The sequence below is a fragment of the Spirillospora sp. NPDC048911 genome, from assembly GCF_043198015.1.
Lineage (GTDB): Bacteria > Actinomycetota > Actinomycetes > Streptosporangiales > Streptosporangiaceae > Spirillospora.
Genome location: NZ_JBICUD010000006.1, coordinates 235,710 through 258,347 on the forward strand (window position 1 = coordinate 235,710; position 22,638 = coordinate 258,347).

Below are 22,638 nucleotides of genomic sequence, written 5' to 3' on the forward strand. Positions count from 1 at the left end.
GATGGTTAACTGAGCGCGTGCCCCCCACGACCGACCCGCCCGGTCTGCTCGCCTCGCTCGCCGACCTCGCCCGCACCACGGCCGGGTCGGCGGGCGGCGCGGCGACGGACGGCGCGGCCGAGGACGGTGCGGCGGCGAGCGAGGCCGAGGTGCTGTACGACCGGCATTCGGTGCTGGTCGTCCGGGTCGGGGACGTTGTCGTCAAGGCCCACCAGCCGGACCGCGACGGCGGCCCCCTCCTCCAGCAGCGGATGGATCTCGCCGCCGGCCTGCCCGAGCTGCTGCTTTCACCGCTGGGGCCCCGGCGGGAGATCGACGGCCGGGTGGTGACCGTCTGGCCGTACGGGACACCGGTGGATCCGGCGGGCCCACTGCCGTGGGAGGACGCCGGGCGCCTGCTGGCCGGGCTCCACGCGGCGCCGGTGCCCGCCGGCGCGCCGGGCTGGGGGCGGCCGGCCCGGGTCGCGCGGCTCGTCTCCCGGCTGGAGGACGGTCCGGCGGCGGCGGAGGTCCGTCGCGCGTTCGCCACACTTCCGTCGTGGATTCGCGGTGAATCAACGGAGCCCGCGGACGGAGCGCGATGCCTCATCCACGGCGACTGGCACCTTGGGCAGATGGTCCAGGTCCCCTCCGGAGCCTGGCGGCTCATCGACGTCGAAGATCTCGGAGCGGGCGATCCGGCGTGGGATCTGGCCCGGCCCGCCGCGCTCTACTCGGCGGGCGTGCTCCCGCCGCCGGACTGGGAACGCCTGCTCGGGGCCTACCGGGCGGCGGGCGGGCGCGCGGTGCCGGCGGACGCGGACCCGTGGGCCGTCCTGGACGTGCCCGCCCGAACTCTGGTGATCCAAATCGCCGCGACATGCGTCATATCCGCGCGGGCGGAAGACCGGCCGCTCGAAGAGCCGGAACTCGCGCTCGTCGATGCCTGCGGCAGAATCTCCGCCGCGGGTATCCCGGCATGACGTGACGTGGAGACTGCTCTAGATTTAGCCTCTACCTGGGGATTCCATACCGGAAGGACAAGAAGGCATGCACTGCCCTAAGTGTCGTGGCGTGATGCGGACGTACACCCGCAACGGCGTCCACATCGAGCAATGTGACAACTGCCGGGGCATCTTCCTCGACTACGGCGAGCTCGAGGCCCTCAGCAACATGGCCGCCAACTTCCAGGCGCCGCCGCCCGCCGCCCCCGCGGCCCCCGCCTGGGGCGCGCCCGCGGCGGTCCACCACCATCACCACGGTGCGCACCACCGCCCTCACCACGGGAGCGTCTTCCACATGCTCTTCACCACCTGACGGACGCGGGCGGTCGCTCCCTGCCGCCAGTGCGGAGAGCGACCGCCGCGACACACCCCGTCAGGCCGGCCACGAACGTGCTCGACCCGCGGTCGTGGCTACAGGCGCGGGTCCACGGGCTCGGATTCCAGGGCGAGGACGGCGAAGACCGCCTGGTGGACGCGCCACAGCGGCTCTCCCGCCGTGAGGCGGTCGAGCGCCGCCAGGCCGAGCGCGTGCTCGCGCATCGCGAGCGAGCGCTTGCGGCCCAGCGACCGGTTGCGGAGCCGGTCGAGGTGCTCCGGCTCGGCGTAGTCCGGCCCGTAGATGATCCGCAGATACTCGCGGCCGCGGCACTTGATGCCGGGCTGCACCTTCCGGTCCTCGGGTGGCGGGCCGAGCGGCTTGACGACCATGCCCTCGCCCCCGGCCTCGGTCCGCTCCGTCCACCAGACGGTGGCGGCGGCGACCGAGGGCTCGGAGCCCAGGTCGACCACCAGGGAGTCCGTGCCGGTGAGCAGGCCGGACGGGTCGGCCTCGGCCAGCCGGGCGGCGATCTCCATGTGCCAGTCGTGCTCGCGGGACGTGGCCCACGTGCACCGCTCCCCCGCCAGCACCTGGAACGGCGCGAGCTTCAGCCCGGCCAGGCCGTCCACCTGCCAGCAGTATCGGGCGTAGGCGTCGCGGAACAGCGTCGCGTTGGCGGCGCGGCGGTCGATGTGCTCGCGGAGGGCTCCGACGTCCAGGCCCCGGGCGGCGGCGCGGGCGAGCGCGCCGGACGCCACCGGCAGGGCGGCGCGGGCGGCCGCGCCGGTCGCCGCGTACTGGGTGCGGATCAGGTCCATGGCCTTGGCCGACCACGGCAGCAGCTCGCAGTCCAGGACGAGCCAGCCCGTGTCCAGCTCGTCCCAGAGCCCGGCGCCGGTGATCGCCGTCCGGACGCGGTCGAGGACCTCGGCCGTCCGGGCGGGGTCGCGGAAGAACGCGCGGCCCGTCCGGGTGAAGATCGCGCCCGTGGTGCCGTCGGTCACCCCGAAGCGGGCGGCCGCGACCTCGGCGTCGCGCGCCACGACCACGACGGCCCGCGACCCCATGTGCTTCTCCTCGCAGATCACGCGGTCGAGGCCCGCCTCGCGGTACGCGGCGAAAGCCTCGGCCGGGTGCTCCAGGTGGCCGGGCAGGGTCGAGGTCGCGGACGGCGCCATCGTCGGCGGCAGGTAGACCAGCCAGCGCGGGTCCACCGCGAACCGGCTCATCACCTCCAGCGCCGCGAGCGCGTTCTCGTGGCGGACCGAGACCCGGCCCATCAGCGCCGTCTCGACGCCCTCGTTCCCCAGCACGTCCTCGATCTTCAGAACGTCGGTCTCGCGGTGCCCGCCCGCCGTCATGGCCGGGGCGGGCACGAGCGGCCGCGTCGGCTCGTACCAGACCTGCTTCGCGGGCACGGCGGCCAGCTCGCGCTCGGGGTAGCGGAGGGCGGTCAGCTTGCCGCCGAACACCACGCCGGTGTCCAGGCAGATCGTGTTGTTGATCCACTCCGGCTCGGGGACGGGCGTGTGCCCGTACACGACCATCGCCTTGCCGCGGTAGTCGTTCGCCCACGGGTAGCGCACCGGCAGCCCGTACTCGTCGGTCTCCCCGGTCGTGTCGCCGTAGAGGGCGAACGAGCGGACGCGTCCCGAGGCGCGCCCGTGGTAGTCCTCCTTCAGCCCGGCGTGCGCGACGACCAGGCGTCCCTCGTCCAGGACGTAGTGGCTGATGAGGCCGTCCATGAACTCCAGGGCCCCGTCGCGGAAGTCGTCCGGCTCGGCGCCCAGCTGGTCGAGCGACTCGGCGAGACCGTGCGCGACACGCACCTTCCTGCCGCGCAGGGCCTTGACGAGCTTGTTCTCGTGGTTGCCGGAGACGCACAGCGCCTGGCCCGCCTCGACCATGCCCATGACCAGGCGCAGCACACCCGGCGTGTCCGGCCCGCGGTCGACGAGGTCGCCGACGAAGACGGCGGTGCGGCCGCCGGGGTGGTTGGCGCCCGCGGCGCGGCCGAGCGCGTCCCGCTCGATCTCGTAGCCGAGGTCGCCGAGCAGCTCCTCCAGCTCGGCACGGCATCCGTGGACGTCGCCGATGATGTCGAACGGGCCGGTGATCTCGCGCTTGTCCGTCCATGCCTTCTCGTACGTGATCGTCGCGGCGTCGATCTCGTCCACGCCGGTCAGCACGTACGACCGCTTGAACTCGCGGCCGCCCAGCGACCGCAGGCCGCGCCGCAGCTCGCGGCGCTGTCGCGGGATCACGTGGTCCGGCAGGTCGCGGTCGGGGCGGGCGGCGTTGCGTTCGGCGGCGACATGCTCGGGCACGTCCAGGACGATCGCCACGGACAGCACGTCGTGGTCCTTGGCGATCTGGACCAGCGACTGGCGCGCCTTCTGCTGCACGTTCGTGGCGTCCACGACGGTCAGCAGGCCGCGCCGCAGCCGCTTGCGGACGATGTAGTGCAGCAGGTCGAACGCGTCGCCGGTGGCGCTCTGGTCGTTCTCGTCGTCGGCCACCACGAGGCGGCAGTAGTCCGACGACACCACCTGGCTCGGCTTGAAGTGCCTGCGCGCGAAGTGCGACTTGCCGGAGCCGGAGACGCCGACGAGCACGACGAGCCCCATCTCGGGCACCCGGATCTCGGTCGCACGAGGCGCGGTGCTCGCCGTCTCGGTCATCGGGATCTCGGTCATCGGGTGAACACCCCCAGCTGGGTCGGGGCGCCGACGTCGGGATCGTCGTCGCCCACGGGCACGTAGCGGACCTGGTAGCCGTGGTCGGCGGCGACCCGCTCGGCCCACCGGCGGAACTCGGCGCGGGTCCATTCGAAGCGGTGGTCGGGGTGGCGCATCGCACCCGGCGCCAGCCCCTCGTACCGCACGTTGTACTCGGAGTTGGGCGTGGTGACGACCACCACGCGCGGCTTGGCGTCGCCGAAGACGACCCGTTCGACGGCGGGCAGGCGCGGCGGGTCGATGTGCTCGATGACCTCCATCAGCACGGCCGCGTCGTAGCCGCGGAACCGTTCGTCGGTGTACGTCAGCGCGCCCTGGAACACCTCCACCCGCGGCGTCCGGTCAGCCGGGAGGTCGTCGGCCTGCCCGCGGCGGCGGGCGCCCTGGAGAGCGCGGTCGGACACGTCGACGCCCACGATCCGCTGGAAGTAGGCGTCCTGCTTGAGGCGCGCGACCAGCTTGCCCGAGCCGCAGCCCAGGTCGATGACGCGCGGCGCCCGCTGGGCGTGCAGCGTCTCCAGCACGGCCTGGATACGCCGCTCGGCGAGCGGCAGCGGTGGCGCGGCGGCCGCGGTCTCCGCCTCCGGCGCGGCGCCCGGCTCGGCCGCCGTGAGGTCGACCGCGGGCGGCTCCTCCTCGATCGGGTCGCGGTCGAGCTCGTCCTCGGGCGCGCCGTCGGAGTCGGCGAGCCGGCCGAGCGCGGCCTGGACGAGCCGGCGCCGGTTGGCCAGGTAACGGCGGGTGATGTCGGCCCGGTCCGGATGGGAGGCCAGCCAGCCCTCGCCGGCCCGGATCAGCTTGTCGACCTCGTCGGGAGCCATCCAGTAGTGCTTGGCGTCGTCCAGCACCGGCAGCAGCACGTACAGCTGGTTGAGGGCGTCGGCGAGCTTGACCTCCCCCGTCAACGTGAGCGAGACGTACCGCGAGTCGCCCCAGTCCTCGAAGCCGGGGTCGAGGGGCACGCGCGTGGCCGTGACCTGCCAGCCGAGCGGCGCGAAGTAGCGTTCGGCGCGTTGCGGCCCGCCCCGGCAGGGCAGCGCCGGCAGCGTGATCTCCAGGGGCAGCGCCGTCTCCGCGAGCTCGGGACGCAGGTCGCAGCGGCCGCGCATCGCGGTACGGAAGACGCCCGCCATCGCGGACGCCAGCAGCGACGACGCGGCGTAGGGCCGGTCGTTCACGTACTGGCCGAGCGAGAAGTCGGGCGTGTTCTTGCCGCGCGTGCGCACCAGCCTGACCGGGTCGACGTCGAGGAGCAGCGCGACCGTGCAGCGATCGGCGTCCGCGTCGGGATAGAAGACGTGCGCGGTGCCGAAGGACTGGTCGAACGACTGCACCCGGTCGGGATGCTTGTGCAGCAGGAAACCCAGGTCGGTGGCAGGCGACAGCGTGGTGGTGATCGTCAGAAGCACGTCACCAGGATGGCGGACCGGGTGGCCGTCTTCCCAGCCGTTTAACGCTGGAACGATCTAGGGGACGGCCGGGCCGGTGACGAACCGGCCGCGGCGGTCGTACGGCCAGCCGTTGACGCGGCAGCCCTTCAGGCCGAAGATCTGCTGCTGCATGACGGGAGCGGGACGGCCCTTCTTCGGGCAGGTCATGTGGTTGAAGCCCAGCCGGTGGCCGACCTCGTGGTTGATGACGAGCGCGTGATAGTCGTCGGGCTGGCCCCGGTAGTACGTGGTGAGCAGGAGCCAGCGCCGGAGATTGACCACGACCTGCTTGCCGCCGCTGCAGTTGACCTGGCCCTTGGTCTCCAGGCCGTACGCGGCGCACAGCTTGTCGACCGTTCCCGGCGACGCGAGCCGGACCACGAAGTCGTACGGGCCGGAGTCCACGCGTTTGAAGCCCCACTTGCGCCCGGCCGTCCAGCCGCGCGGGTCTGCCAGGATCCGGTCCACGGTCTGCGCGAAGACCAGGGGCTGCTGGCGGATGCCGCCCTCCACCTCGACCATGTAGCGCATCACCTTGCCGCGCCCGTACACGCGTCCCGCCCCCGCCGCCGGGCGGTAGAACCGCCCGGTGCCGCGCGCCGGTATGTAGACCGGGCGGCGCGGCGTGACGACGGGCGGGGTTCCCGGAGCCGAGTCGGCCTGGCCCTTGGGGCTGGTCTTCGGGCCGGGGTCGTTGCGCGGCACGGCCGCGCCGCCCTTGCCGGGCGGCTTGAAGAACAGGAAGCCGAGGGCGGCGATCCCGGCGAGCAGGATCACCCCGACGACGATCACCACCATGATGCGGAACATCGTGCGGCTGCGCGAGGCGCCGACGAAGGCCCGGTCGAGGTCCTGTCCCATCCCGCTGGACCCCTGGTAGGGGTCGTGCCGGCGGGGGGAGTCGCCGCCGTACGAGTCGGGACCGTACGGGTCCGGCCCGTAGAGGCCGGGCCCGTACGGGTCGGGCGCGCTCTGCCGCTGCCGGCCGGGCCCGGGGGCGTTGTGCTCGTGCGGGCTCTGCTCGTAGGGGCCCTGCTCGTACGAGTCGACCGCCGGCGGCGGGGCTGCGGGGGGCCGCCGTGGGGGCTCAGGCCGGCGCCGGCGCCGGCCCTGGCGGGAACGTGGGGGCTGCATGTCGCAGGAAAGCATGCCAGAAAGACGCGCTCATTTGATCATTTCGCAACATGCGCCCGCCGTCCCGGTAGTGAAATCTGCCGTTATGGACGAGAAACCACGTTCAGTGGTCTGGTGATCGCCACCGGAACGTCGTACCTGTCGAAGTCCACGAACTGCTTTCCGCCCTTCTCCGCGATGCGCAACGGGTAGGGCTTGCCCGTGGCGGCGACGAAGAGCACCGAGCGGTCGCCCATGTCCATCAGCCGGATCACCCGCTGCCCGGCGAGCGTCGTGGGCTGGAGCTTGACCACCTTGCCGCTCGGCTTGATCGACTTCGCGAACCCGGCCAGGCTGAGATTGCCCCCGGCGGGCTGCTGCTTGCCGGGCACCACGATCCACTTGGAGCCCATGCGCCGGACGGCGGCCTGCCCGCCGGCGGCCATCCAGAGCTGGCGGCCGCGGAGATAGGCCTTGCCGTTGAGGACGATGGCCTCGACGGTGACGTTCTTGCCCCCGATCGGCCCGCGAACCTTCCCCTTGACGGCGCCCCGCTTGGTGAACGTCATGTCGAAGGCGAGCAGGTCACGCCCGTCCTTCATCGAACCCTTGGCGTGCAGGGACGTGGCGCCGCGCAGGGCGGCGGAGACCTGGGCGAGGATCACCCTGGGCGGCTTGTTCGCCAGGCCGTTGTCGCCCGCGACCGGCGCCGTGCCCGGCGGCGCGGCCGGTGGCGACGTCGTCTGCGTGGTCGTGATCCCGCCGGCCTTGGGTCTTTTCTTCTTCTTGCCCGCCTTGCAGGCACCGGCTCCGAGCGACGACACGGCGAGCACGACGGCGAGGCCCACGTACTGGGCGCGGCGTACGGAGGAGTATTCAGGCATTTCTCTGTCTTCTTCCAGGGAGCGAAGCAACACACCTACACCACCCGCCCCATCCGTGCAGCCAAATCCGGCATTCCGGACTGGCGTTGATATCGCGTTGTCACCGGACGCGGCCGGCCGGGAGACTCGGCGTGAGATGAACAGGAATGAGAAGAGCAGAGGTGAGATGAGCAGGCATCCCCGGCGGCAGACCGCCCAGGAGACCGTGGCCATCCTCGACCGCGGCGACTACCTCACCCCGTCCGGCCGTACGGTGTCGATCGCCGGGACCGTGGACGCCGCCGTGCGCGGCACCGTCCTGCACCGCCCGGACGAGCTCGACGCCCTGCTGGCCGGACTCCCGAAGTCGCCGGGCCTGGAGACGCGCATCGAGGTCACCGAAGAAACAACACTGGCCGCCGCGCGCCGCCTGGCCATGCTGACCGCCGGTGCGAGCGCCGGTCCAGGCGCGGGCGCTGGTCCGGGCGCTGGGTTGGGCGCTGGCGTGAACGCCGGTCTGGGTGCTGGCGCGGGCGCTGGTCTGGGTGCCAGTCCGGGCGGGGTGCCGCTGGCGCTCAACTTCGCGTCCGCGAAGAATCCGGGCGGCGGCTTCCTGAACGGCGCGCACGCGCAGGAAGAGGGGCTGGCCCGATCGTCGGCGCTGTACGCTTCGTTGCGCGCTGCCCGCGAGTTCTACGACTTCCATCGCGCGCAGGGCGACCTGCTCTACAGCGACCACATGATCTACTCCCCCGGCGTCCCGGTGTTCCGTGACGACGCGGGCCGGCTGCTGGACGAGCCGTACGAGGTGGCCTTCCTGACCTCGCCGGCCCCCAACCGCGGGGCCATCCGCGACGAGGGCCAGGCCGCGAGGATCTCCGACGTCTTGCGCCTGCGGGCCCGCAAGGTGCTCGCCGTGGCGCTCCGGCACGGCCACCGGCGGCTGGTGCTGGGCGCGTGGGGTTGCGGGGTCTTCCGCAACGACCCCGCCGAGGTCGCCCAGGCGTTCGCCGAGTCGCTGCGCGCCGATGGCGGCGAGTTCGCCGGGCGGTTCGAGCATGTCGTCTTCGCCGTCTGGGACACCGCCGCGGGCGCCCCGCGCCACGCCGCGTTCGCCCGCGCCTTCGGCTGACCGCCCGGCGGGTCAGCCCTCCCCGGTGGACTCCCGCACGTACGACTCCAGGCCGCGGACGAGCAGTTCCAGGCCGAACTCGAACCGCTCCTCCCCGTCACCGGACAGGAGCTCGGGGACGTGCCGCACGGTCATCGGGAAGCGGTCGGCGGGCAGGCCGCCGAAGTACTCGCGGGCCTGCCCGAGGAAGCCCGTGAGGTACTCCTCGGGCTCCAGGCCGCTGGCCCGCTGCCTGGCCAGGTGGATCGAGCCCTCGTAGGCGTCGGAGTTGATGTAGAGGAAGACGCGCTCCACCGCCCAGCCCGCGATCCGCGGCGGGACCCCGCCCTCCAGAAGGATGGTCAGCAGCCGCTCGTTGACGCGGAGGGCGTTGGGGCCGGTGGGGATCATCCCGAGCGGCACCCGGGCGATGTCGGCGTGCGCGCTCAGCACCCGGTGGATCTCGTAGGCGATCTCCTTGAGCTGCTCGCGCCAGCGCGCGGGATCGGGCTCGGGCAGGCTCATCTCGCCTGACACCCGGTCGATCAGGAGCTCCAGGAGTTCCTCCTTGTTGGACACGTGCGCGTAGAGCGAGGCGGGCCCGGTGTCGAGCTCCTGCGCGACCCGGCGCATGCTCACCGCGTCGAGCCCCTCGGCGTCCAGGACCCGGAGCGCGGTCTCGACGATCAGGTCCTGGCTGAGCGGCTGCCTGACCTTCGCCGGGGTGGGCCGGCGGCGCTTGCGCCACGGCGGCGCGGGGATGTCCGCGTCCTGCCCCTGATCGAGCGTTGCCATGCGTACCGCCCTTCCGGATTCCTCACGGCCTTGCGCACGAACATCGTACTTGACACGAACGCTGTTCTTTCGTAGAACAGTGTTCGTAACAACGAACGATGTTCTACCGCCCCCTTGGAGGCACCGATGACCACCGCACTCGACGCGGATCCCGGCTCCGGGACCGCACAGACGCTCTACCGCTGGCGCTGGGTCGCGCTCTTCGTGATCCTGGCCGGCGAGATCCTCGATCTGCTGGACTCGCTGATCACCACGATCGCCGCCCCGACCATCCGCGCCGACATCGGCGGATCGGCGGGCATGATCCAATGGCTCGCCGCCGGCTACACCCTGGCCATGGCGATCGGCCTCATCACCGGCGGACGGCTCGGCGACCTGTACGGGCGCAAGCGCATGTTCCTGATCGGCGCGGCGGGCTTCACGGCCGGCTCGCTGCTGTGCGGCCTGGCGGTGTCACCCGAGATGCTCGTCGGCTCGCGGGTGCTGCAGGGGCTGTTCGGCGCCGTGATGCTGCCGCAGGGCCTCGGCATGATCAAGGAGATGTTCCCGCCCAAGGAGATGGGCGCGGCGTTCGGCGCGTTCGGGCCGGTCATGGGCCTGTCGTCGGTCGGCGGCCCGGTCCTGGCCGGCTGGCTGATCGGCGCCGACCTCTTCGGCACCGGCTGGCGCATGATCTTCCTCATCAACCTGCCGGTGGGCGTCGCCGCCCTCGTGGCCGGGCTGAAGTTCCTGCCCGAGTCGAAGGCCCGGCACGCCAGCCGCCTCGACCTCGTCGGCGCCGTGCTGGCCGCGGTCGGCGCCGGGCTGATCGTCTATCCCCTCGTCCAGGGCCGCGAGCTCGGCTGGCCCGCCTGGACCTTCGCGATGATGGCCGGCTCGGCCGCGGTCTTCGCGGTCTTCGTCCGGTACGAGATCCGCAAGCAGCGCGCCGGGGGCGACCCGCTCGTGATGCCGAGCCTCTTCCGCAAGCGCGGCTTCAGCGGCGGCCTGATCCTCGGGATCGTGTTCTTCTCCGGGATGACCGGCTTCGCCATGGTGTTCGGCCTCTACACCCAGCTCGGCCTCCACTACTCGCCGTTCAAGGCGGGCATGGCGCAGATCCCCTGGTCCGCGGGCATGATCGTCGGTTTCGGCGTCGCCCAGGCGGTCGCCCGCTTCGGCCGCAAGGTCATCCACGGCGGCACCGTCATCATGACCGGCGGCGTCCTCGGCGTCGCCGCCACCCTCCAGGCGGCCGGGATGGGCGTGTCCCCGTGGCAGCTCGCCCCCGCGCTCGTCGTCACCGGGCTCGGCATGGGCCTGCTGATGGCCCCGTTCTTCGACACCGTCCTCGCCGGCGTCGAGCAGCACGAGACCGGCGCCGCCGGCGGCACGCTCACCGCCGTCCAGCAGCTCGGCTCCGCCCTCGGCGCCGCCGTGCTCGGCACGATCTTCTTCAACCTGCTCGGCGAGCACCTCGCGGCGTCCGGCGCGAACTTCGAGCACGCCATGAACGTGACGCTCTGGGTGGTGGTCGGCATGCTCGCGCTCAGCTTCGCCGTCACCTTCCTGCTGCCGAAGCACCCCCGCCCCGACCAGGAGCCCACCCACTGAAGCGCGCACTTCGAGGCCGACGAGCGGCGAGTCCCGCACCTGAGATTCCGGGTGCGGGACTCGTCCGTCCGCGCGAGTCGTACGGCTGCGGGGCCCGTTCGCCAGCGGGGGTCTCCGGTCAGAGGCGGGCGAGGACCTCGGTGCCCAGCAGCTCCAGATGGTCGAGATCGTCCAGGTCGAGCACCTGGAGGTAGAGGCACTCGGCGCCCAGCTCGCCGAACTTGCCGATCTTGTCGACCAGCTCGGCGGGCGTGCCGGCCAGGCCGTTCGCGCGCAGCTCGTCCACCTCGCGGCCGATCGCGTCGGCCCGGCGCTTGATCTCCGCCTCGTCGCGGCCGCAGCAGACCACCTGCGCGGCGGAGTAGACCATGGGCTTGGTGCGGCCGGCCTCCTCGCAGGCCTTCCGGACCCGCCCGAACGCCATCTCGGTGTCCTCGAACCGGTGGAACGGCAGGTTGTACTCGTCGGCGAAACGGGCGGCCAGGCGTGGGGTGCGCTTGGCGCCGAAGCCGCCGATGAGCACCGGCGGGCCGCCGTCCTGCGCGGGCTTGGGCAGCGCGGGCGAATTGGCGAGCCGGTAGTACGTGCCCTCGAAGTCGTACGTCTCGCCGTGCGGCGTTCCCCAGAGCCCGGTGAAGATCTCCAGCTGCTCCTCCAGCCGTTCGAACCGCTCGTTCAGGCTGGGGAACGGGATGCCGTACGCGGTGTGCTCCTCCTCGAACCAGCCGGTGCCGACGCCGAAGTCGACGCGGCCGCCGCTCATCTGGTCCACCTGTGCCACCGCGATGGCCAGCGGGCCGGGCAGCCGGAACGTGGCCGCCGTCATCAGCGTGCCGAGCCGGATGCGGCTGGTCTCGCGGGCGAGCGCGCCGAGGGTGATCCAGGCGTCCGTGGGGCCGGGATCGCCGGACATGTCGCCCATCTTGAGGTAGTGGTCGGACCTGAAGAAGGCATCGAACCCCAGGTCCTCTGTGGCCTTGGCCACCGACGACAATGTCTCGTAGCTCGCCCCTTGCTGGGGCTCGGTGAAGATCCGAAGACGCATGGTGCCCATCCTCGTACGCGCGGCCGGGTGACGCGACGACGGGGCCCGGAAACCGGCCGATCCGGTTTCCGGGCCCCGCGCGGGTGACGCGTCCGGTCAGGCGTCCTCGCGCTGGTCAGCGTTCTGACGGCGGCGCGGACGGCGGCCCAGCCCCGCCAGGATGAGGCCGGCGCCGGTCAGGCACAGTGCCGCGTCGAACACGATCGCTGAACGGATGCCGGTACGCGGCAGCGCGCGCACGCCCTTGGCCGGGGCACCACCGCCGTCGCCGTTGCCGCCGGTCGCGGTGCCGCCGTCCGGCAGGCCGTTCGGACCGCCGTGCACGGGGAGCCCCTCCCGGTCGCCGGGCACGCCGCGGTGCTCATCATTCCCGCCCTTGCGCGGCGCGTTCCCGGCCTTGTGCAGTTCGTTCGCGAGCTTGCGCGGTTCGTTCGCGAGCTTGCGCGGTGCCTGCGGCGCCCCGGGCTTGAACGCGCCGGGCTCGCGGACCTCGGTGCGGGTGCTGGCGGAGTTGTTGCCGAGGTTCAGCTCGATCGTCGAGGTGATCGCCTTGGACGGCCAGATGAGGGCCGTTCCGGGCTTGGCCTGCTTGACCATGCGGAGCTTCACGCGGAGCGTTTTCTCCTGGCCGGCCGCGAGTGCGCCGATGCCGCACACGTAGCTCATGCCGCGCCGCCGGCAGCCGGAGTCGCCCGAGATGATCTCGACCGGCACCCTGCCCCGGACCTCGCCCGACGCGCCTCCCTGGGAGCCGCAGGCGTGTCCACCCCTGGCGCCGCCCTCCGACGATGGCCTGCCGTCCGGGCCACTGCCACACCGCGGCCCACGTCCAGACCGCACTTCCCCCTGCCCCGAACCAGGAGCCGCGCCACAGCCGGCTCGACCGCTCTGAACGCTGGACGAGCCGCCCTCAATGCCGGGCGTCGTGCTCTGGTTGCGGGGCGAGCCATTCTGGTTACCGGCGCCAACGCCGTTCTGGTTGCCGGTACCACCGTTGTTGTGGCCAACGCCGCAGTGCTGCCCCTGTCCAGGCCGTCCGCGCCGGGCGTCCAGCGGAAGCGGCGACTCCACCACGACCGCGGTCGCGGCCGACGGCCCGGCGTTGCGGACCTTGATCTCGTACGGGATCGCCTCGCCGGGACGGATCGCCGGCGGCGCGGTCTTGGTCATCGAGACGTCGGCGGTGTCGGCCACGCGCACCCGCGGGAACGGCTTCGAGACCCGGGAACGCCCCCAGCTCACCGTGGCCGTGCCGGTGATCGTCTCGCGCGGCTTGGCCTGCGAGCCGATCTTCGCGGTGATGACCCCGGTCACGGCCCTGCGCGGCTTCAGCGCGCCGAGCGGGCAGACTGCGGCGCCACTCGCGAACGAGCACTTCCGTGTCGCGGAGACGAAGCCGAGGGAGGCGGGCAGCGACGCCCGGAAGACGGCCGGTCCGGTCTTCGCGGCGGACGTGTTCGTCACCGTGAACGGCCAGTTGTACGTCCGGCCGGGGACGATCGCCGACGCCGGACCGGAGGTGTCCACGACGAGCCCCCGGGACCCGTGCCCCTTGCCGTGCTTGTGCGCATGCTGCCGATCGTCCTGCCGCTTGCCATGCAGCTTGGCGTGCCGTTCGCGTTGCCGTTCGGCGTGCGGCTTGGCGTGCCGCTCGGCGGCGACCCGTACCGGGCCGTCGGCCTGGGCCACTTGGTCCGCGCCGGCGGCGTGGACGACGACCCCGAGAAGCGGCGCCGCCGTCAGCATGACGAGGCCGCGGGCGCCGGTGCGCCCCTTCGCCTTCTGGATCATCGTGGTCCCCCGTGACCTGGCCCTATAGCTTGATCAGCTCCGTTGTAGTCCCGGCCGGAACGATCTCCTAGCGCCGCGTCGGCGTGTCGTCACACCCGGTGACGTCAACGTTCGGTCAAGCGCGACCGCCCCAGCTCAGCCGCCCCGTGGACATGGAAGCGCGGCCATCGGGCAGATCATCCGGGTCACATGTCCCCTACGACCGGAAAGAACATCATCTGTGGCGATTCGGCTGCGCAGGAGCGGCCGCAAGTGTTGAATCGTCCAGACGAATGGAGCCGAGATGCCAGTTTTCGGTGTCGACTACGCGTGGGGGCGGCCGGGTCCGGCCGCCCTGAAGCGTGCCGGCGCGAAATTCGTGTGCCGCTATCTCTCGCACGACACCACCGGCAAGAACCTCACCAGGGACGAGGCCGACCAGCTCTCCGACGAAGGCCTGTGGCTGGTGGTCGTCTGGGAGACGACCGCGTCCCGCGCGCTGGCGGGCCGGGAGGCCGGGATCGCCGACGCCCGCGACGCCGACCGGCAGGCCCGCGCCGTCGGGATGCCCGCCGACCGGCCGATCTACTTCGCCGTCGACTTCGACGCCTCCGCCTCCCAGCAGGCCGCGATCAACGCCTACCTCGACGGCGCCGCGAGCGTCATCGGCCGCGACCGCGTGGGCGTCTACGCCGGATACGGCCCGCTCAAGCGGGCGTTCGACGCGAAGAAGATCACCTACGGCTGGCAGACGTACGCCTGGTCCAACGGCCAGTGGGACTCGCGAGCCCAGCTCCAGCAGTACTCCAACGACCATGAGATGAACGGCGTGATCGTCGACTACGACCGCGCCGTGAAAGCTGACTACGGGCAGTGGCGCGTCGGCGTCTCGCCCGTGGAGGACGATATGCCCGAATACGTTTCCGTCGGAGCCGGCGAGCAGAACCTCCCCGCCGGCATCTGGACCACCGTCGTGTGGAATGTCGAGTACTCCGACACCGAGCACCAGCACGCCGACGAGGGCGGCCCGAGCGTTCTGAACGGGCCCGCCTTCTACTCCCTCACCGCCAACATCAAGGTGCGCGGCGTCCCGTCCGGTACCCGCATCCAGGCCCGCGCCATCGAGGTCGAGAACGCCGACAACGCCAAGTTCGAGAGCGGCGCCGTCCAGGACTTCGCCTCCGTGGGCGACGAGACCAACCTGCTCTACGGCGTCTCGGCCGACTCGGTGGGCAAGGACCGCCGGGTCCGCTTCCAGCTCATCCAGCACGGGCCGGCTCCCGCCACCGTCGCCAGTGGCACCGCCAAGCTCCTCTACTGGAAGTAGCCGGGCGTGCCGGGGTTCGCCCATCCGCGCCGGCAAGACCGGGCGGCCCCGGCCCGCTCACCCCTCCTTGGACTCGTCCAGCCGCTCGGCGGCCAACCGAGCGGCGTTGTGAATGACGAGGGTCTGGACCTCCAGCTGCCGGATGATGCGCCGCTGCTGCTCGCGGATCTCCCGGCCGACCCGCACGATGACGAACCCGAAGCCCGCGACGACGAGGACCAGGACCGCGTCGACAGCGGGAGCTCCGGCGTACGCCACCCCGGCGGCCGCCACCACGCAGAGCAAGAGACAGGCCGCGCGTCGTACTGCGCGCATCTGCCGTCCCTCCTTCGCGAGCGCTCTTGACGTGGACGGGCACAACCAGTGTGCCCGCGAGTCAGTGCCCGCAACAACCGGTCAGAGCCGGAAATCTTCGAAACCTCAGCGCCCGTCGGGCTCGCCGTAGAGCGCGCGCAGGAAGGCCAGCGCCATCCGCCGCTTGTCGCCCGCGTCGGCCTGCAGGTCGGCGAAGTAGGCGTTGAGCTCCTCCAGCTCGCGCAGTATCACCGTCATGTCGGTCTCCTGCCGCGCGGGCTCCAGCCCCTCGCCGATGCGCACGAGATCTCCGGACCGCCACTCCAGAGCGCTCTCGATCGCGCTGCGCGTCCGGGCCTGCGGCCACCGCTCCCCCGCCTCCAGGTTGTAGATCGTCTTGACCGTGACCCCGGCGCGCTCGGCCAGCTGCTCCTGGGTCAGGCCGAGCGACCCACGGCGCGCCACGACGTACTTGGCGATCCGCTCCCTGTCCATGCGACCAGCATGACGGAAACATTAAGGAACATCCAGTAACCGCCAGTCGAATATTTCCTCCCGGACACTTACTTACTCTTACCGATAATGCCTTGAAGTATTACCGATAGATACCTATTGTGAAGGGTACACGAAAAGGAGTGGTACCCCGTGACCGAGGACGGAGCGTTCACCCTGGAGCTCGCCATCGCCGAGCTCCGCCGCGACACCGACGTCCGGCTGGCGAACCAGGAGGGACGCCTCGCCCTGCTCGCCCAGAGCGACGAGCTGCACGAACGCCGCGCGGACGACCAGGCCAGGCTCATCGAAGACCTCGACGCCCGCCTCAGCGCCGCCGAACGCGAGCAGGTCACCCGCGCGCACCTGGACAACCGCTTCCGCCACACCATCGCCCTCCTCTCCCTGATAGCCGCCATGGCCTCCGTAGCAGTAGCCGCCCTCATAGCCTTCCTAAGCCCTTGAAACCCGGCCCATCTCGTCCCATTTCAGGGACGATTGGGGCATGTCTTCGAGGCTCAGCTACGCCGACGCCGTCAAGCTGCTCGGCGGCGACAGCAAGGTCGTGACCGCGCTCGACAAGCTGACCGGAGGCCTCCTCCTCGCGGCCACCGGCGGCGGCAGCGAACTCGCGGTGAGCCTGTTCGACGCCAAAGCGGAACTCGTCCGGCACAGCCACGAACTCGTCAACGGTCTCGCCGGCCGCATGCGCGGCCTCAGCCGCTTCGACCGCACCGAACGGCTCGCCGCCGCCCACCTCGTCCTCGTCACCGCGTCGTTCTTCGAGGCCGTCCGCGAAGCGGAGCTCCCCTTCGACGAGAAGGAGCTGAAGCTCAGCAGATCCCAGGAGATCTCCCTCTCCGGAGCCCCCCTCACTCCCAACCGCCTGGCCGCTTTGGCCGAGTCCCTCCTGCGGTTGGGGACGATCCCCGTCCACTCCCCGCGCAAGAGCCACGAGCAGCTCCGCGACGATCTGCTCCACTACTACGAAGTGCTCGGCCGCAGCCTGATCCACTTCATCGAGGGCCTCGAGGTCTGGGACCGGCTCCACGAGACCGCTCGCACACGGTTGCGGCGCGCCCTGGTACGCGACGTGCCCGGCGCCGCCGTGCGCAGGTCGGCCGAGGACGAACGCCTGCTCGCGACCTCGCTGCTGCTCCGTCAGCTGGCCGCCGACGCCGACCGGCTCCCCCGCGAATGGCGCGCGTCCGTGCTGGTCAAGCTTCGAGACCGCATCATGGCGCAACCCGACGAGCTCCTCCCCTGGGCACGGCAGGCATTTCATGATCTCGATCTGGAAATCATCGGCGAATAGCAGGCTCGCCCGCCTCAAGCCGCCTGGGAGATCATCTAAAGATCCGCGACCGTCGCCGGCATCCCTCTGGCCAGCTGGTCCCACGACCGCACAGCGAAGTCGATGACCTGAGCCTTGCTGTAGCCACTCCGAACGGCCTCAGCTTCCAGAGCCCGCGCCGTGACCACAGCGAACGGCACGTGCGCAGTCACCTCATCCATGCCACACCACCCGCAATGTCAAGCGCTTACTCATCGATGCCCCAACCGAACTCGGCCCACATGGTCTGGCCCGGTCGATCCTGGCGGCGGAGGCGGAGCAGCTGGCCGAGCCGATCGGCTCGATCGTCATGGTGATCCGCCGCACCTACCGCACCGCGGACCGGCCGGTGGAGACGGCCGACATCGTGGTTCCCGTCGACCGGTACGAGCTCGCGTACGCCATTCCGGTGGACGGCTGATGAGCTCGGAACGGACGTCCGCTGGCGATCTAGCCCTTGATCAGGGTGGCTAGGCACTCTACGTGTTGGGTCATGGGGAAGGCGTCGAAGGCTCTGAGGGTTTCCAGGGTCCAGCCTCGTTCGCTGAAGTAGGCCAGGTCGCGGGCCAGGGTCGCGGGGTCGCAGGAGACGTAGGCGATCTTGCGGCCCGCGAGTTTGGCGATGCGGTCTACTACTTCTTTGCCTGCGCCCGCTCGGGGTGGGTCTAGGACGATGATGTCGGCGCTGCGGGCGCGGGCGCCGCCCTGGTGGGTGCCTCGCTTGTTCTGGGAGCGGTCGGAGCCGTCGGCGCGGCCGAACTCCAGGTCGCTCAGGATCTCTTCGACGGGGCCGCGCTCGATCGCGACGTTGGGCAAATCGCGGAGGTTGAACTTGGCGTCGCGGACGGCTTGGGCGTCGGACTCGATGCCTACGACGAGGCCCTCGCGGCCCACACGTTCGGCCAGGCCTGCGGCGAAGAGGCCTACGCCGCAGTAGAGGTCCAGGGCGATCTCGCCTGGCTTGGGCTCTAGGGCTTCTAGGACGGCGTTATAAAGAAGCTGGGCGGCGCCTGGGTGCACCTGCCAGAAGCCACTGCCGCTCACCTGGAACATGCGGTTTGAGACTTCTTCGCGGACGTACGGGAGGGACTTGCCCGGCTCCGGCTTGCCGCGGACGAGGCGGACGGGCACCTCGAGGCGGGGCACGCGGGCCCTTTTGCGGCCGCGTTCGCGGAGGCTGACGAGGCGGTCGCCGGTGGCGGCCGAGACGATGCCCTCGACCGAGGAGGCGCCGGGCCAGCGATGCCGCTCGATGCCCATCATCTCCACGCCCGGGTGGGCGATGAGGCATTCGTCGACCGGCTCGATGTCGTGGGAGCGGTGCTTGCGGAGGCCGACGACCCCGTCGGACACCGTGAACTGCACGCGGGTGCGCCAGCCCAGGCCAGGTCCGCGCACGTACGCCTCGTCCTCGACCGGCTGCGGGACTTCTTCGACGGTGATGGTGCGGGTGATCCCGGCGACGCGTTCTAGCTGCTCGGCCACCACGGCCGCCTTCAGGCGGCGCTGGGCGGGCAGGGAGGCGTGCTGCCAGTCGCAACCACCGCAGCGGCCGGGGCCGGCGAACGGGCAGGGCGCCTCTACGCGGTCGGGAGAGGCTTCGAGGATCTCGATGGCGTCGGCGCGCAGGAAGTTCTTGGTGCGGTCGGTGACGCGGGCACGGACCCGCTCGCCGGGCAGGGCGTGCCGGACGAACACCACCCGGCCCTCGTGTCTGGCCACGCAGAAGCCGCCGTTGGCGACGTTGCCGACCTCCAGGTCGAGGTATTCGTCTTCAGTCACGGTCCGAAACGATACCGCCACCTGCGCGTGCTCCCTCATCCTCGGGGGCCAGGCGCGGCGGGCGGCGGGACGAGCCGGGGCCGAGCGGCTCGGCGCGCCCCTTGAGGCGGTCGGACGAGTGCAGCTGCCAGGCGACGCTGGTCACCATCACGCCCTGCTGGAAGAGCAGCCGGCCCTTGAGCCGCAGGGCGCTCTGGTTGTGCAGCAGGTGCTCCCACCAGTGGCCCACCACGTACTCGGGGATGAACACGGTGACCACGTCGCGCGGGCTCTTGCGGCGGATGCTCTTGACGTAGTCCAGGACGGGGCGGGTGATCTCCCGGTACGGGGAGTCGAGGATCTTGAGCGGCACGGGCACGTCGAGGGCGTCCCACTCCTCCTGGAGGCGCTGGGACTCTTCGGCGTCCACGGCGACGGTGACCGCCTCCAGGGTGGACGGGCGGGTGGCGCGCGCGTAGGCCAGGGCCCGGAGCGTCGGCTTGTGGATCTTGGAGACGAGGACGATGCCGTGGTTGCGGGCGGGCAGCGCCACGTCCTCGCCGGACGGCACCAGCTCCTCGGCGACCCGGTCGTAGTGCCGCCGGATCCCCTTCATCAGCAGGAAGAGGATCGGCATGGCGATGCAGACGATGTACGCGCCGTGCGTGAACTTCGTGATCAGGACGACGATCAGGACCGTGCCGGTCATGAAGAGGCCGAACGCGTTGATCGCCCGGGCCCGGTGCATCTCACGCCGCGCCGCCGGGTCGGTCTCGGTCTTGAGCAGCCGGTTCCAGTGCCGGACCATGCCGGTCTGGCTGACGGTGAACGAGACGAACACGCCGACGATGTAGAGCTGGATCAGCTTGGAGACGTCCGCCCCGTAGGCGTAGATCAGCAGCCCGGCCGCCGCGGCGAGGATGATGATGCCGTTGCTGAACGCCAGCCGGTCGCCGCGCGTGTGGAGCTGGCGCGGCAGGTAGCGGTTCTGCGCCAGGACGGAGCCGAGCACCGGGAAACCGTTGTAGGCGGTGTTGGCGGCCAGCACCAGGATCAGGGCGGTCATCAGCGTCACGAAGCCGAACATCGGCGTGAAGTTGCTGAACACCGTGTGCGCGACCTGGGCCACCACCGGGTCCTGGTCCGAGACGTCCTGGCCGGTCTTCGGGTCGATCAGCGTGCTGCCGTGCGCGGGGTCGCCGAACTTGGCGTCGGTGATGTAGGCCATGGCGGTGACGCCGCCGAACATCGTCATGGCGATGACACCGAGCATGAGCAGCGTGGTCGCCGCGTTCTGCCCCTTGGGCTTCTTGAACGCGGGCACGCCGTTGCTGATCGCCTCGACGCCCGTCAGCGCCGCGCAGCCGGAGGCGAACGCGCGCATCAGCAGGAAGGCCAGCGCGATCCCGCCGACCCCCATCTCCTCGCCGCGCACCTCCAGGTCGGCCGTCTCGGCCCGGAGTTCGGTGCCGAAGGCCATCCGGGTGAAGCCCCAGATCAGCATGCTGAAGATGCCGAACATGAAGAGGTAGGTCGGGATGGCGAAGGCGGTGCCCGCCTCCTTCAGGCCACGCAGGTTGAGGACGGTCAGCACGACCACCATCGCGATGGCGGACGCGACCTTGTGCTCGCCCACGAAACCCACGAAGGCGCCCAGGTTGTCGGCCGCCGAGGAGATCGACACGGCCACGGTGAGGACGTAGTCGACCAGCAGGGCGCTGGCCACGACCACGCCCCAGTTGCCGCCCAGGTTCTCGGTGGCGACCTCGAAGTCGCCGCCGCCGCTCTGGTAGGCGCGGACGTTCTGCCGGTACGAGGCGACGACGGTCAGCAGGATCACCACGACGGCGGCCGCGACCCACGGCGTGTACTTGTAGGCGGCCAGCCCGGCGATGCCGAGCGTGATCAAGATCTCCTGCGGCGCGTACGCGACCGACGACAGGGCGTCGCTGGCGAAGACCGGGAGCGCGATCCGCTTGGGCAGAAGCTGCTCGTGCTGCTGGGCACTGCGCAGCGCACGGCCCAGGAGCAGCCGTTTCACAAGGTCCGAAGCCTTCGACACGGAACGAGACTCTAGCCCTTCGGCCCGGCGTCCCAGCGACGCCCCCGCCGTCCCGCGGGCCGCCTCCGCCCCGACCTGTCGATCTTCCGGCCGGAACGTTCCCGCCGATGTACCGGAAACCTCCCCGTGGCTGGACTCGTTGCCGCTTGGGTAGTACTTGCCTGGGCGGATGTGTAGTTTTGCAGCCCGGCAAGGATCATTCGCAGACAGACGATCCTCGGGCTGTGCCGGCGGGGTGTAGGGGGTCGTTCCCCTTGTCGAGAGAAGGATGGCCGTGCATATCGTGATCATGGGCTGTGGGCGCGTCGGGTCGACGCTCGCCCACATCCTTGAGGACAAGGGCCATTCGGTGGCCATCATCGACCAGAGCCCCGAGGCCTTCCGCCGGCTGCGCAGCGGGTTCAAGGGCCGGCGCATCACCGGGTTCGGGTTCGACCGCGACGTGATCGCCGAGGCGGGCATCGAGCAGGCGTCCGCCTTCGTGGCCGTGAGCAGCGGCGACAACTCCAACATCATCTCCGCCCGGGTGGCCCGCGAGACGTTCGGCGTCGACAACGTGGTCGCGCGGATCTACGACCCCCGCCGCGCCGAGGTCTACCAGCGCCTGGGCATCCCGACCGTGGCGACCGTCCGGTGGACGGCCGACCAGATCCTGCGCCGGCTGCTGCCGGAGGGCGCCGAGCCGCTGTGGCGCGACCCCACCGGCGAGGTCGTGCTCGCCGAGCTCGAGACCGGCTCGATCTGGGTGGGCCAGAAGGTCGCCCGCCTGGAGGAGGCCGCCAGCACCCGCGTGGCGTTCCTGTCGCGCATGGGCGAGGCCCTCGTGCCGCACGCCGACTCGGTCATCCAGGACGGCGACATCGTGCACATCATGGCCCGCTCCGACGACGTGGAGCGCATCAACGCCGCCGTGGCCACCAGGATCGAGGAGAACCACTGATGCGGGTCGCGATCGCCGGGGCCGGGGCCGTCGGCCGCTCCATCGCCCAGGAGCTGCTGGAGAACGGCCACGAGGTGCTCCTCATCGACAAGAGCCCCAAGGCCATCAAGGTCGAGATGGTCCCCCGCGCGGAGTGGCTGCTGGCCGACGCCTGCGAGATCGCCTCGCTCGACGACGCCGCGCTGGAACGGTGCCAGGTCGTCGTCGCCTCGTCCGGCGACGACAAGGTCAACCTGGTCGTCTCCCTGCTGGCCAAGACCGAGTACGGCGTGCCGCGCGTGGTGGCCCGCATCAACCACCCCAAGAACGAGTGGCTCTTCAACGAGTCGTGGGGCGTCGACGTGGCCGTGTCGACCCCGCGCCTGCTGTCCGCCCTGGTCGAGGAGGCCGTCAGCGTCGGTGATCTCGTCCGGCTGATGACGTTCCGGCAGGGCGAGGCCAACCTGGTCGAGCTCACCCTCCCCGAGGACGCCCCGCTGGGCGGCGAACGGGTGGCGTCGATCGACTGGCCCCGCGACACCGCCCTCGTGGCCATCCTGCGCGAGGGCCGCGTCCTCGTCCCGACCGGCGACGACACCCTGGAGCCCGGCGACGAGCTCATGTTCGTGGCCAGCCAGGACGTGGAGGACGAGCTGGCCGAGCTCCTCAGCGCCCGCTGATCGGCCCCGG

20 protein-coding genes are annotated in these 22,638 nt (G+C 71.1%); 9 read left to right on the top strand and 11 right to left on the bottom strand.

Annotated elements, in window-relative coordinates; genetic code table 11:
• Nucleotides 1-17: 17 nt before the first annotated feature.
• Both ACGFNU_RS27615 and ACGFNU_RS27620 read left to right on the top strand, forming a co-directional pair.
• Nucleotides 18-962 (top strand): phosphotransferase family protein, encoded by a 945-nt coding sequence (locus ACGFNU_RS27615; RefSeq protein ID WP_392598131.1) that lies wholly within the window; start codon nt 18-20, stop codon nt 960-962.
• Between the two features lie 67 nt (nt 963-1,029).
• Nucleotides 1,030-1,296, top strand: a complete 267-nt coding sequence (locus tag ACGFNU_RS27620) for a zf-TFIIB domain-containing protein (protein WP_392598132.1) — start codon at nt 1,030-1,032, stop codon at nt 1,294-1,296.
• A 98-nt stretch (nt 1,297-1,394) separates the two neighbouring features.
• Here the strand turns inward: ACGFNU_RS27620 and ACGFNU_RS27625 are convergent, their stop codons facing one another.
• From ACGFNU_RS27625 to ACGFNU_RS27640, 4 genes are all read right to left on the bottom strand, one after another.
• Entirely contained in the window at nt 1,395-3,998 is a 2,604-nt protein-coding gene (locus ACGFNU_RS27625; RefSeq protein ID WP_392598134.1) for a polynucleotide kinase-phosphatase, read from the bottom strand.
• Nucleotides 3,995-5,449 carry a 3' terminal RNA ribose 2'-O-methyltransferase Hen1 gene (locus tag ACGFNU_RS27630; RefSeq protein WP_392598136.1) on the bottom strand — a complete coding sequence of 485 codons (1,455 nt, stop codon included), beginning with the start codon at nt 5,447-5,449 and terminating at the stop codon, nt 3,995-3,997. Before ACGFNU_RS27630 ends, ACGFNU_RS27625 begins: the two co-directional genes overlap by 4 nt.
• A gap of 57 nt (nt 5,450-5,506) precedes the next feature.
• Entirely contained in the window at nt 5,507-6,604 is a 1,098-nt protein-coding gene (locus tag ACGFNU_RS27635) for a DUF3152 domain-containing protein (RefSeq protein ID WP_392598138.1), read from the bottom strand.
• A gap of 83 nt (nt 6,605-6,687) precedes the next feature.
• Nucleotides 6,688-7,467, bottom strand: coding sequence for a hypothetical protein (locus ACGFNU_RS27640; RefSeq protein ID WP_392598140.1), 780 nt, complete (start codon nt 7,465-7,467; stop codon nt 6,688-6,690).
• Between the two features lie 166 nt (nt 7,468-7,633).
• Here ACGFNU_RS27640 and ACGFNU_RS27645 point away from each other — a divergent pair, with 166 nt between their 5' ends.
• Nucleotides 7,634-8,578 (top strand): TIGR02452 family protein, encoded by a 945-nt coding sequence (locus tag ACGFNU_RS27645; protein ID WP_392598141.1) that lies wholly within the window; start codon nt 7,634-7,636, stop codon nt 8,576-8,578.
• A gap of 12 nt (nt 8,579-8,590) precedes the next feature.
• Here the strand turns inward: ACGFNU_RS27645 and ACGFNU_RS27650 are convergent, their stop codons facing one another.
• Nucleotides 8,591-9,352, bottom strand: coding sequence for a TetR/AcrR family transcriptional regulator (locus tag ACGFNU_RS27650; protein ID WP_392598143.1), 762 nt, complete (start codon nt 9,350-9,352; stop codon nt 8,591-8,593).
• Nucleotides 9,353-9,478: 126 nt separating this feature from the next.
• On the opposite strand from ACGFNU_RS27650, the gene ACGFNU_RS27655 reads away from it, so the two are divergent.
• Nucleotides 9,479-10,945 carry an MFS transporter gene (locus tag ACGFNU_RS27655; protein WP_392598144.1) on the top strand — a complete coding sequence of 489 codons (1,467 nt, stop codon included), beginning with the start codon at nt 9,479-9,481 and terminating at the stop codon, nt 10,943-10,945.
• Nucleotides 10,946-11,063: 118 nt separating this feature from the next.
• On the opposite strand, the gene ACGFNU_RS27660 is transcribed toward ACGFNU_RS27655, so the two are convergent.
• Both ACGFNU_RS27660 and ACGFNU_RS27665 read right to left on the bottom strand, forming a co-directional pair.
• Nucleotides 11,064-11,990, bottom strand: coding sequence for an LLM class F420-dependent oxidoreductase (locus ACGFNU_RS27660; RefSeq protein ID WP_392598145.1), 927 nt, complete (start codon nt 11,988-11,990; stop codon nt 11,064-11,066).
• A 96-nt stretch (nt 11,991-12,086) separates the two neighbouring features.
• Nucleotides 12,087-13,781 carry a hypothetical protein gene (locus ACGFNU_RS27665; RefSeq protein WP_392598147.1) on the bottom strand — a complete coding sequence of 565 codons (1,695 nt, stop codon included), beginning with the start codon at nt 13,779-13,781 and terminating at the stop codon, nt 12,087-12,089.
• Between the two features lie 283 nt (nt 13,782-14,064).
• On the opposite strand from ACGFNU_RS27665, the gene ACGFNU_RS27670 reads away from it, so the two are divergent.
• The gene (locus ACGFNU_RS27670) at nt 14,065-15,087 is read left to right on the top strand and encodes a DUF1906 domain-containing protein (RefSeq protein WP_392598148.1); all 1,023 of its coding nucleotides are present in this window, start codon (nt 14,065-14,067) and stop codon (nt 15,085-15,087) included.
• Between the two features lie 57 nt (nt 15,088-15,144).
• Here the strand turns inward: ACGFNU_RS27670 and ACGFNU_RS27675 are convergent, their stop codons facing one another.
• Both ACGFNU_RS27675 and ACGFNU_RS27680 read right to left on the bottom strand, forming a co-directional pair.
• Nucleotides 15,145-15,402 carry a hypothetical protein gene (locus tag ACGFNU_RS27675; protein ID WP_392598149.1) on the bottom strand — a complete coding sequence of 86 codons (258 nt, stop codon included), beginning with the start codon at nt 15,400-15,402 and terminating at the stop codon, nt 15,145-15,147.
• A gap of 105 nt (nt 15,403-15,507) precedes the next feature.
• Nucleotides 15,508-15,876 carry a helix-turn-helix domain-containing protein gene (locus ACGFNU_RS27680; RefSeq protein ID WP_392598150.1) on the bottom strand — a complete coding sequence of 123 codons (369 nt, stop codon included), beginning with the start codon at nt 15,874-15,876 and terminating at the stop codon, nt 15,508-15,510.
• A gap of 150 nt (nt 15,877-16,026) precedes the next feature.
• On the opposite strand from ACGFNU_RS27680, the gene ACGFNU_RS27685 reads away from it, so the two are divergent.
• Together ACGFNU_RS27685 and ACGFNU_RS27690 are read left to right on the top strand one after the other, a co-directional pair.
• Nucleotides 16,027-16,338 (top strand): hypothetical protein, encoded by a 312-nt coding sequence (locus ACGFNU_RS27685; RefSeq protein ID WP_392598151.1) that lies wholly within the window; start codon nt 16,027-16,029, stop codon nt 16,336-16,338.
• A gap of 40 nt (nt 16,339-16,378) precedes the next feature.
• Entirely contained in the window at nt 16,379-17,188 is an 810-nt protein-coding gene (locus tag ACGFNU_RS27690) for a hypothetical protein (RefSeq protein WP_392598153.1), read from the top strand.
• A 468-nt stretch (nt 17,189-17,656) separates the two neighbouring features.
• On the opposite strand, the gene ACGFNU_RS27695 is transcribed toward ACGFNU_RS27690, so the two are convergent.
• Together ACGFNU_RS27695 and ACGFNU_RS27700 are read right to left on the bottom strand one after the other, a co-directional pair.
• On the bottom strand, nt 17,657-18,988 hold the full coding sequence (locus tag ACGFNU_RS27695) for a class I SAM-dependent RNA methyltransferase (RefSeq protein ID WP_392598154.1): 1,332 nt from the start codon (nt 18,986-18,988) through the stop codon (nt 17,657-17,659).
• Entirely contained in the window at nt 18,981-21,029 is a 2,049-nt protein-coding gene (locus ACGFNU_RS27700) for an APC family permease (RefSeq protein ID WP_392598156.1), read from the bottom strand. The genes ACGFNU_RS27695 and ACGFNU_RS27700 overlap by 8 nt, the downstream gene beginning before the upstream one ends.
• A gap of 274 nt (nt 21,030-21,303) precedes the next feature.
• Here ACGFNU_RS27700 and ACGFNU_RS27705 point away from each other — a divergent pair, with 274 nt between their 5' ends.
• Together ACGFNU_RS27705 and ACGFNU_RS27710 are read left to right on the top strand one after the other, a co-directional pair.
• Nucleotides 21,304-21,969 (top strand): potassium channel family protein, encoded by a 666-nt coding sequence (locus tag ACGFNU_RS27705; protein ID WP_392598158.1) that lies wholly within the window; start codon nt 21,304-21,306, stop codon nt 21,967-21,969.
• Nucleotides 21,969-22,628: a TrkA family potassium uptake protein gene (locus ACGFNU_RS27710; RefSeq protein ID WP_151560196.1), complete on the top strand. Its 660-nt coding sequence runs from the start codon at nt 21,969-21,971 to the stop codon at nt 22,626-22,628. The genes ACGFNU_RS27705 and ACGFNU_RS27710 overlap by 1 nt, the downstream gene beginning before the upstream one ends.
• Nucleotides 22,629-22,638: the final 10 nt, after the last annotated feature.

Bases quoted from the DNA above. Each gene is read 5' to 3' on its own strand.
- ACGFNU_RS27620 (WP_392598132.1), top strand. From the start codon at position 1,030: ATGCACTGCCCTAAGTGTCGTGGCGTGATGCGGACGTACACCCGCAAC.
- ACGFNU_RS27625 (WP_392598134.1), bottom strand. From the start codon at position 3,998: ATGACCGAGATCCCGATGACCGAGACGGCGAGCACCGCGCCTCGTGCG.
- ACGFNU_RS27635 (WP_392598138.1), bottom strand. From the start codon at position 6,604: ATGCAGCCCCCACGTTCCCGCCAGGGCCGGCGCCGGCGCCGGCCTGAG.
- ACGFNU_RS27640 (WP_392598140.1), bottom strand. From the start codon at position 7,467: ATGCCTGAATACTCCTCCGTACGCCGCGCCCAGTACGTGGGCCTCGCC.
- ACGFNU_RS27645 (WP_392598141.1), top strand. From the start codon at position 7,634: ATGAGCAGGCATCCCCGGCGGCAGACCGCCCAGGAGACCGTGGCCATC.
- ACGFNU_RS27650 (WP_392598143.1), bottom strand. From the start codon at position 9,352: ATGGCAACGCTCGATCAGGGGCAGGACGCGGACATCCCCGCGCCGCCG.
- ACGFNU_RS27655 (WP_392598144.1), top strand. From the start codon at position 9,479: ATGACCACCGCACTCGACGCGGATCCCGGCTCCGGGACCGCACAGACG.
- ACGFNU_RS27660 (WP_392598145.1), bottom strand. From the start codon at position 11,990: ATGCGTCTTCGGATCTTCACCGAGCCCCAGCAAGGGGCGAGCTACGAG.
- ACGFNU_RS27665 (WP_392598147.1), bottom strand. From the start codon at position 13,781: ATGATCCAGAAGGCGAAGGGGCGCACCGGCGCCCGCGGCCTCGTCATG.
- ACGFNU_RS27670 (WP_392598148.1), top strand. From the start codon at position 14,065: ATGCCAGTTTTCGGTGTCGACTACGCGTGGGGGCGGCCGGGTCCGGCC.
- ACGFNU_RS27675 (WP_392598149.1), bottom strand. From the start codon at position 15,402: ATGCGCGCAGTACGACGCGCGGCCTGTCTCTTGCTCTGCGTGGTGGCG.
- ACGFNU_RS27680 (WP_392598150.1), bottom strand. From the start codon at position 15,876: ATGGACAGGGAGCGGATCGCCAAGTACGTCGTGGCGCGCCGTGGGTCG.
- ACGFNU_RS27690 (WP_392598153.1), top strand. From the start codon at position 16,379: ATGTCTTCGAGGCTCAGCTACGCCGACGCCGTCAAGCTGCTCGGCGGC.
- ACGFNU_RS27710 (WP_151560196.1), top strand. From the start codon at position 21,969: ATGCGGGTCGCGATCGCCGGGGCCGGGGCCGTCGGCCGCTCCATCGCC.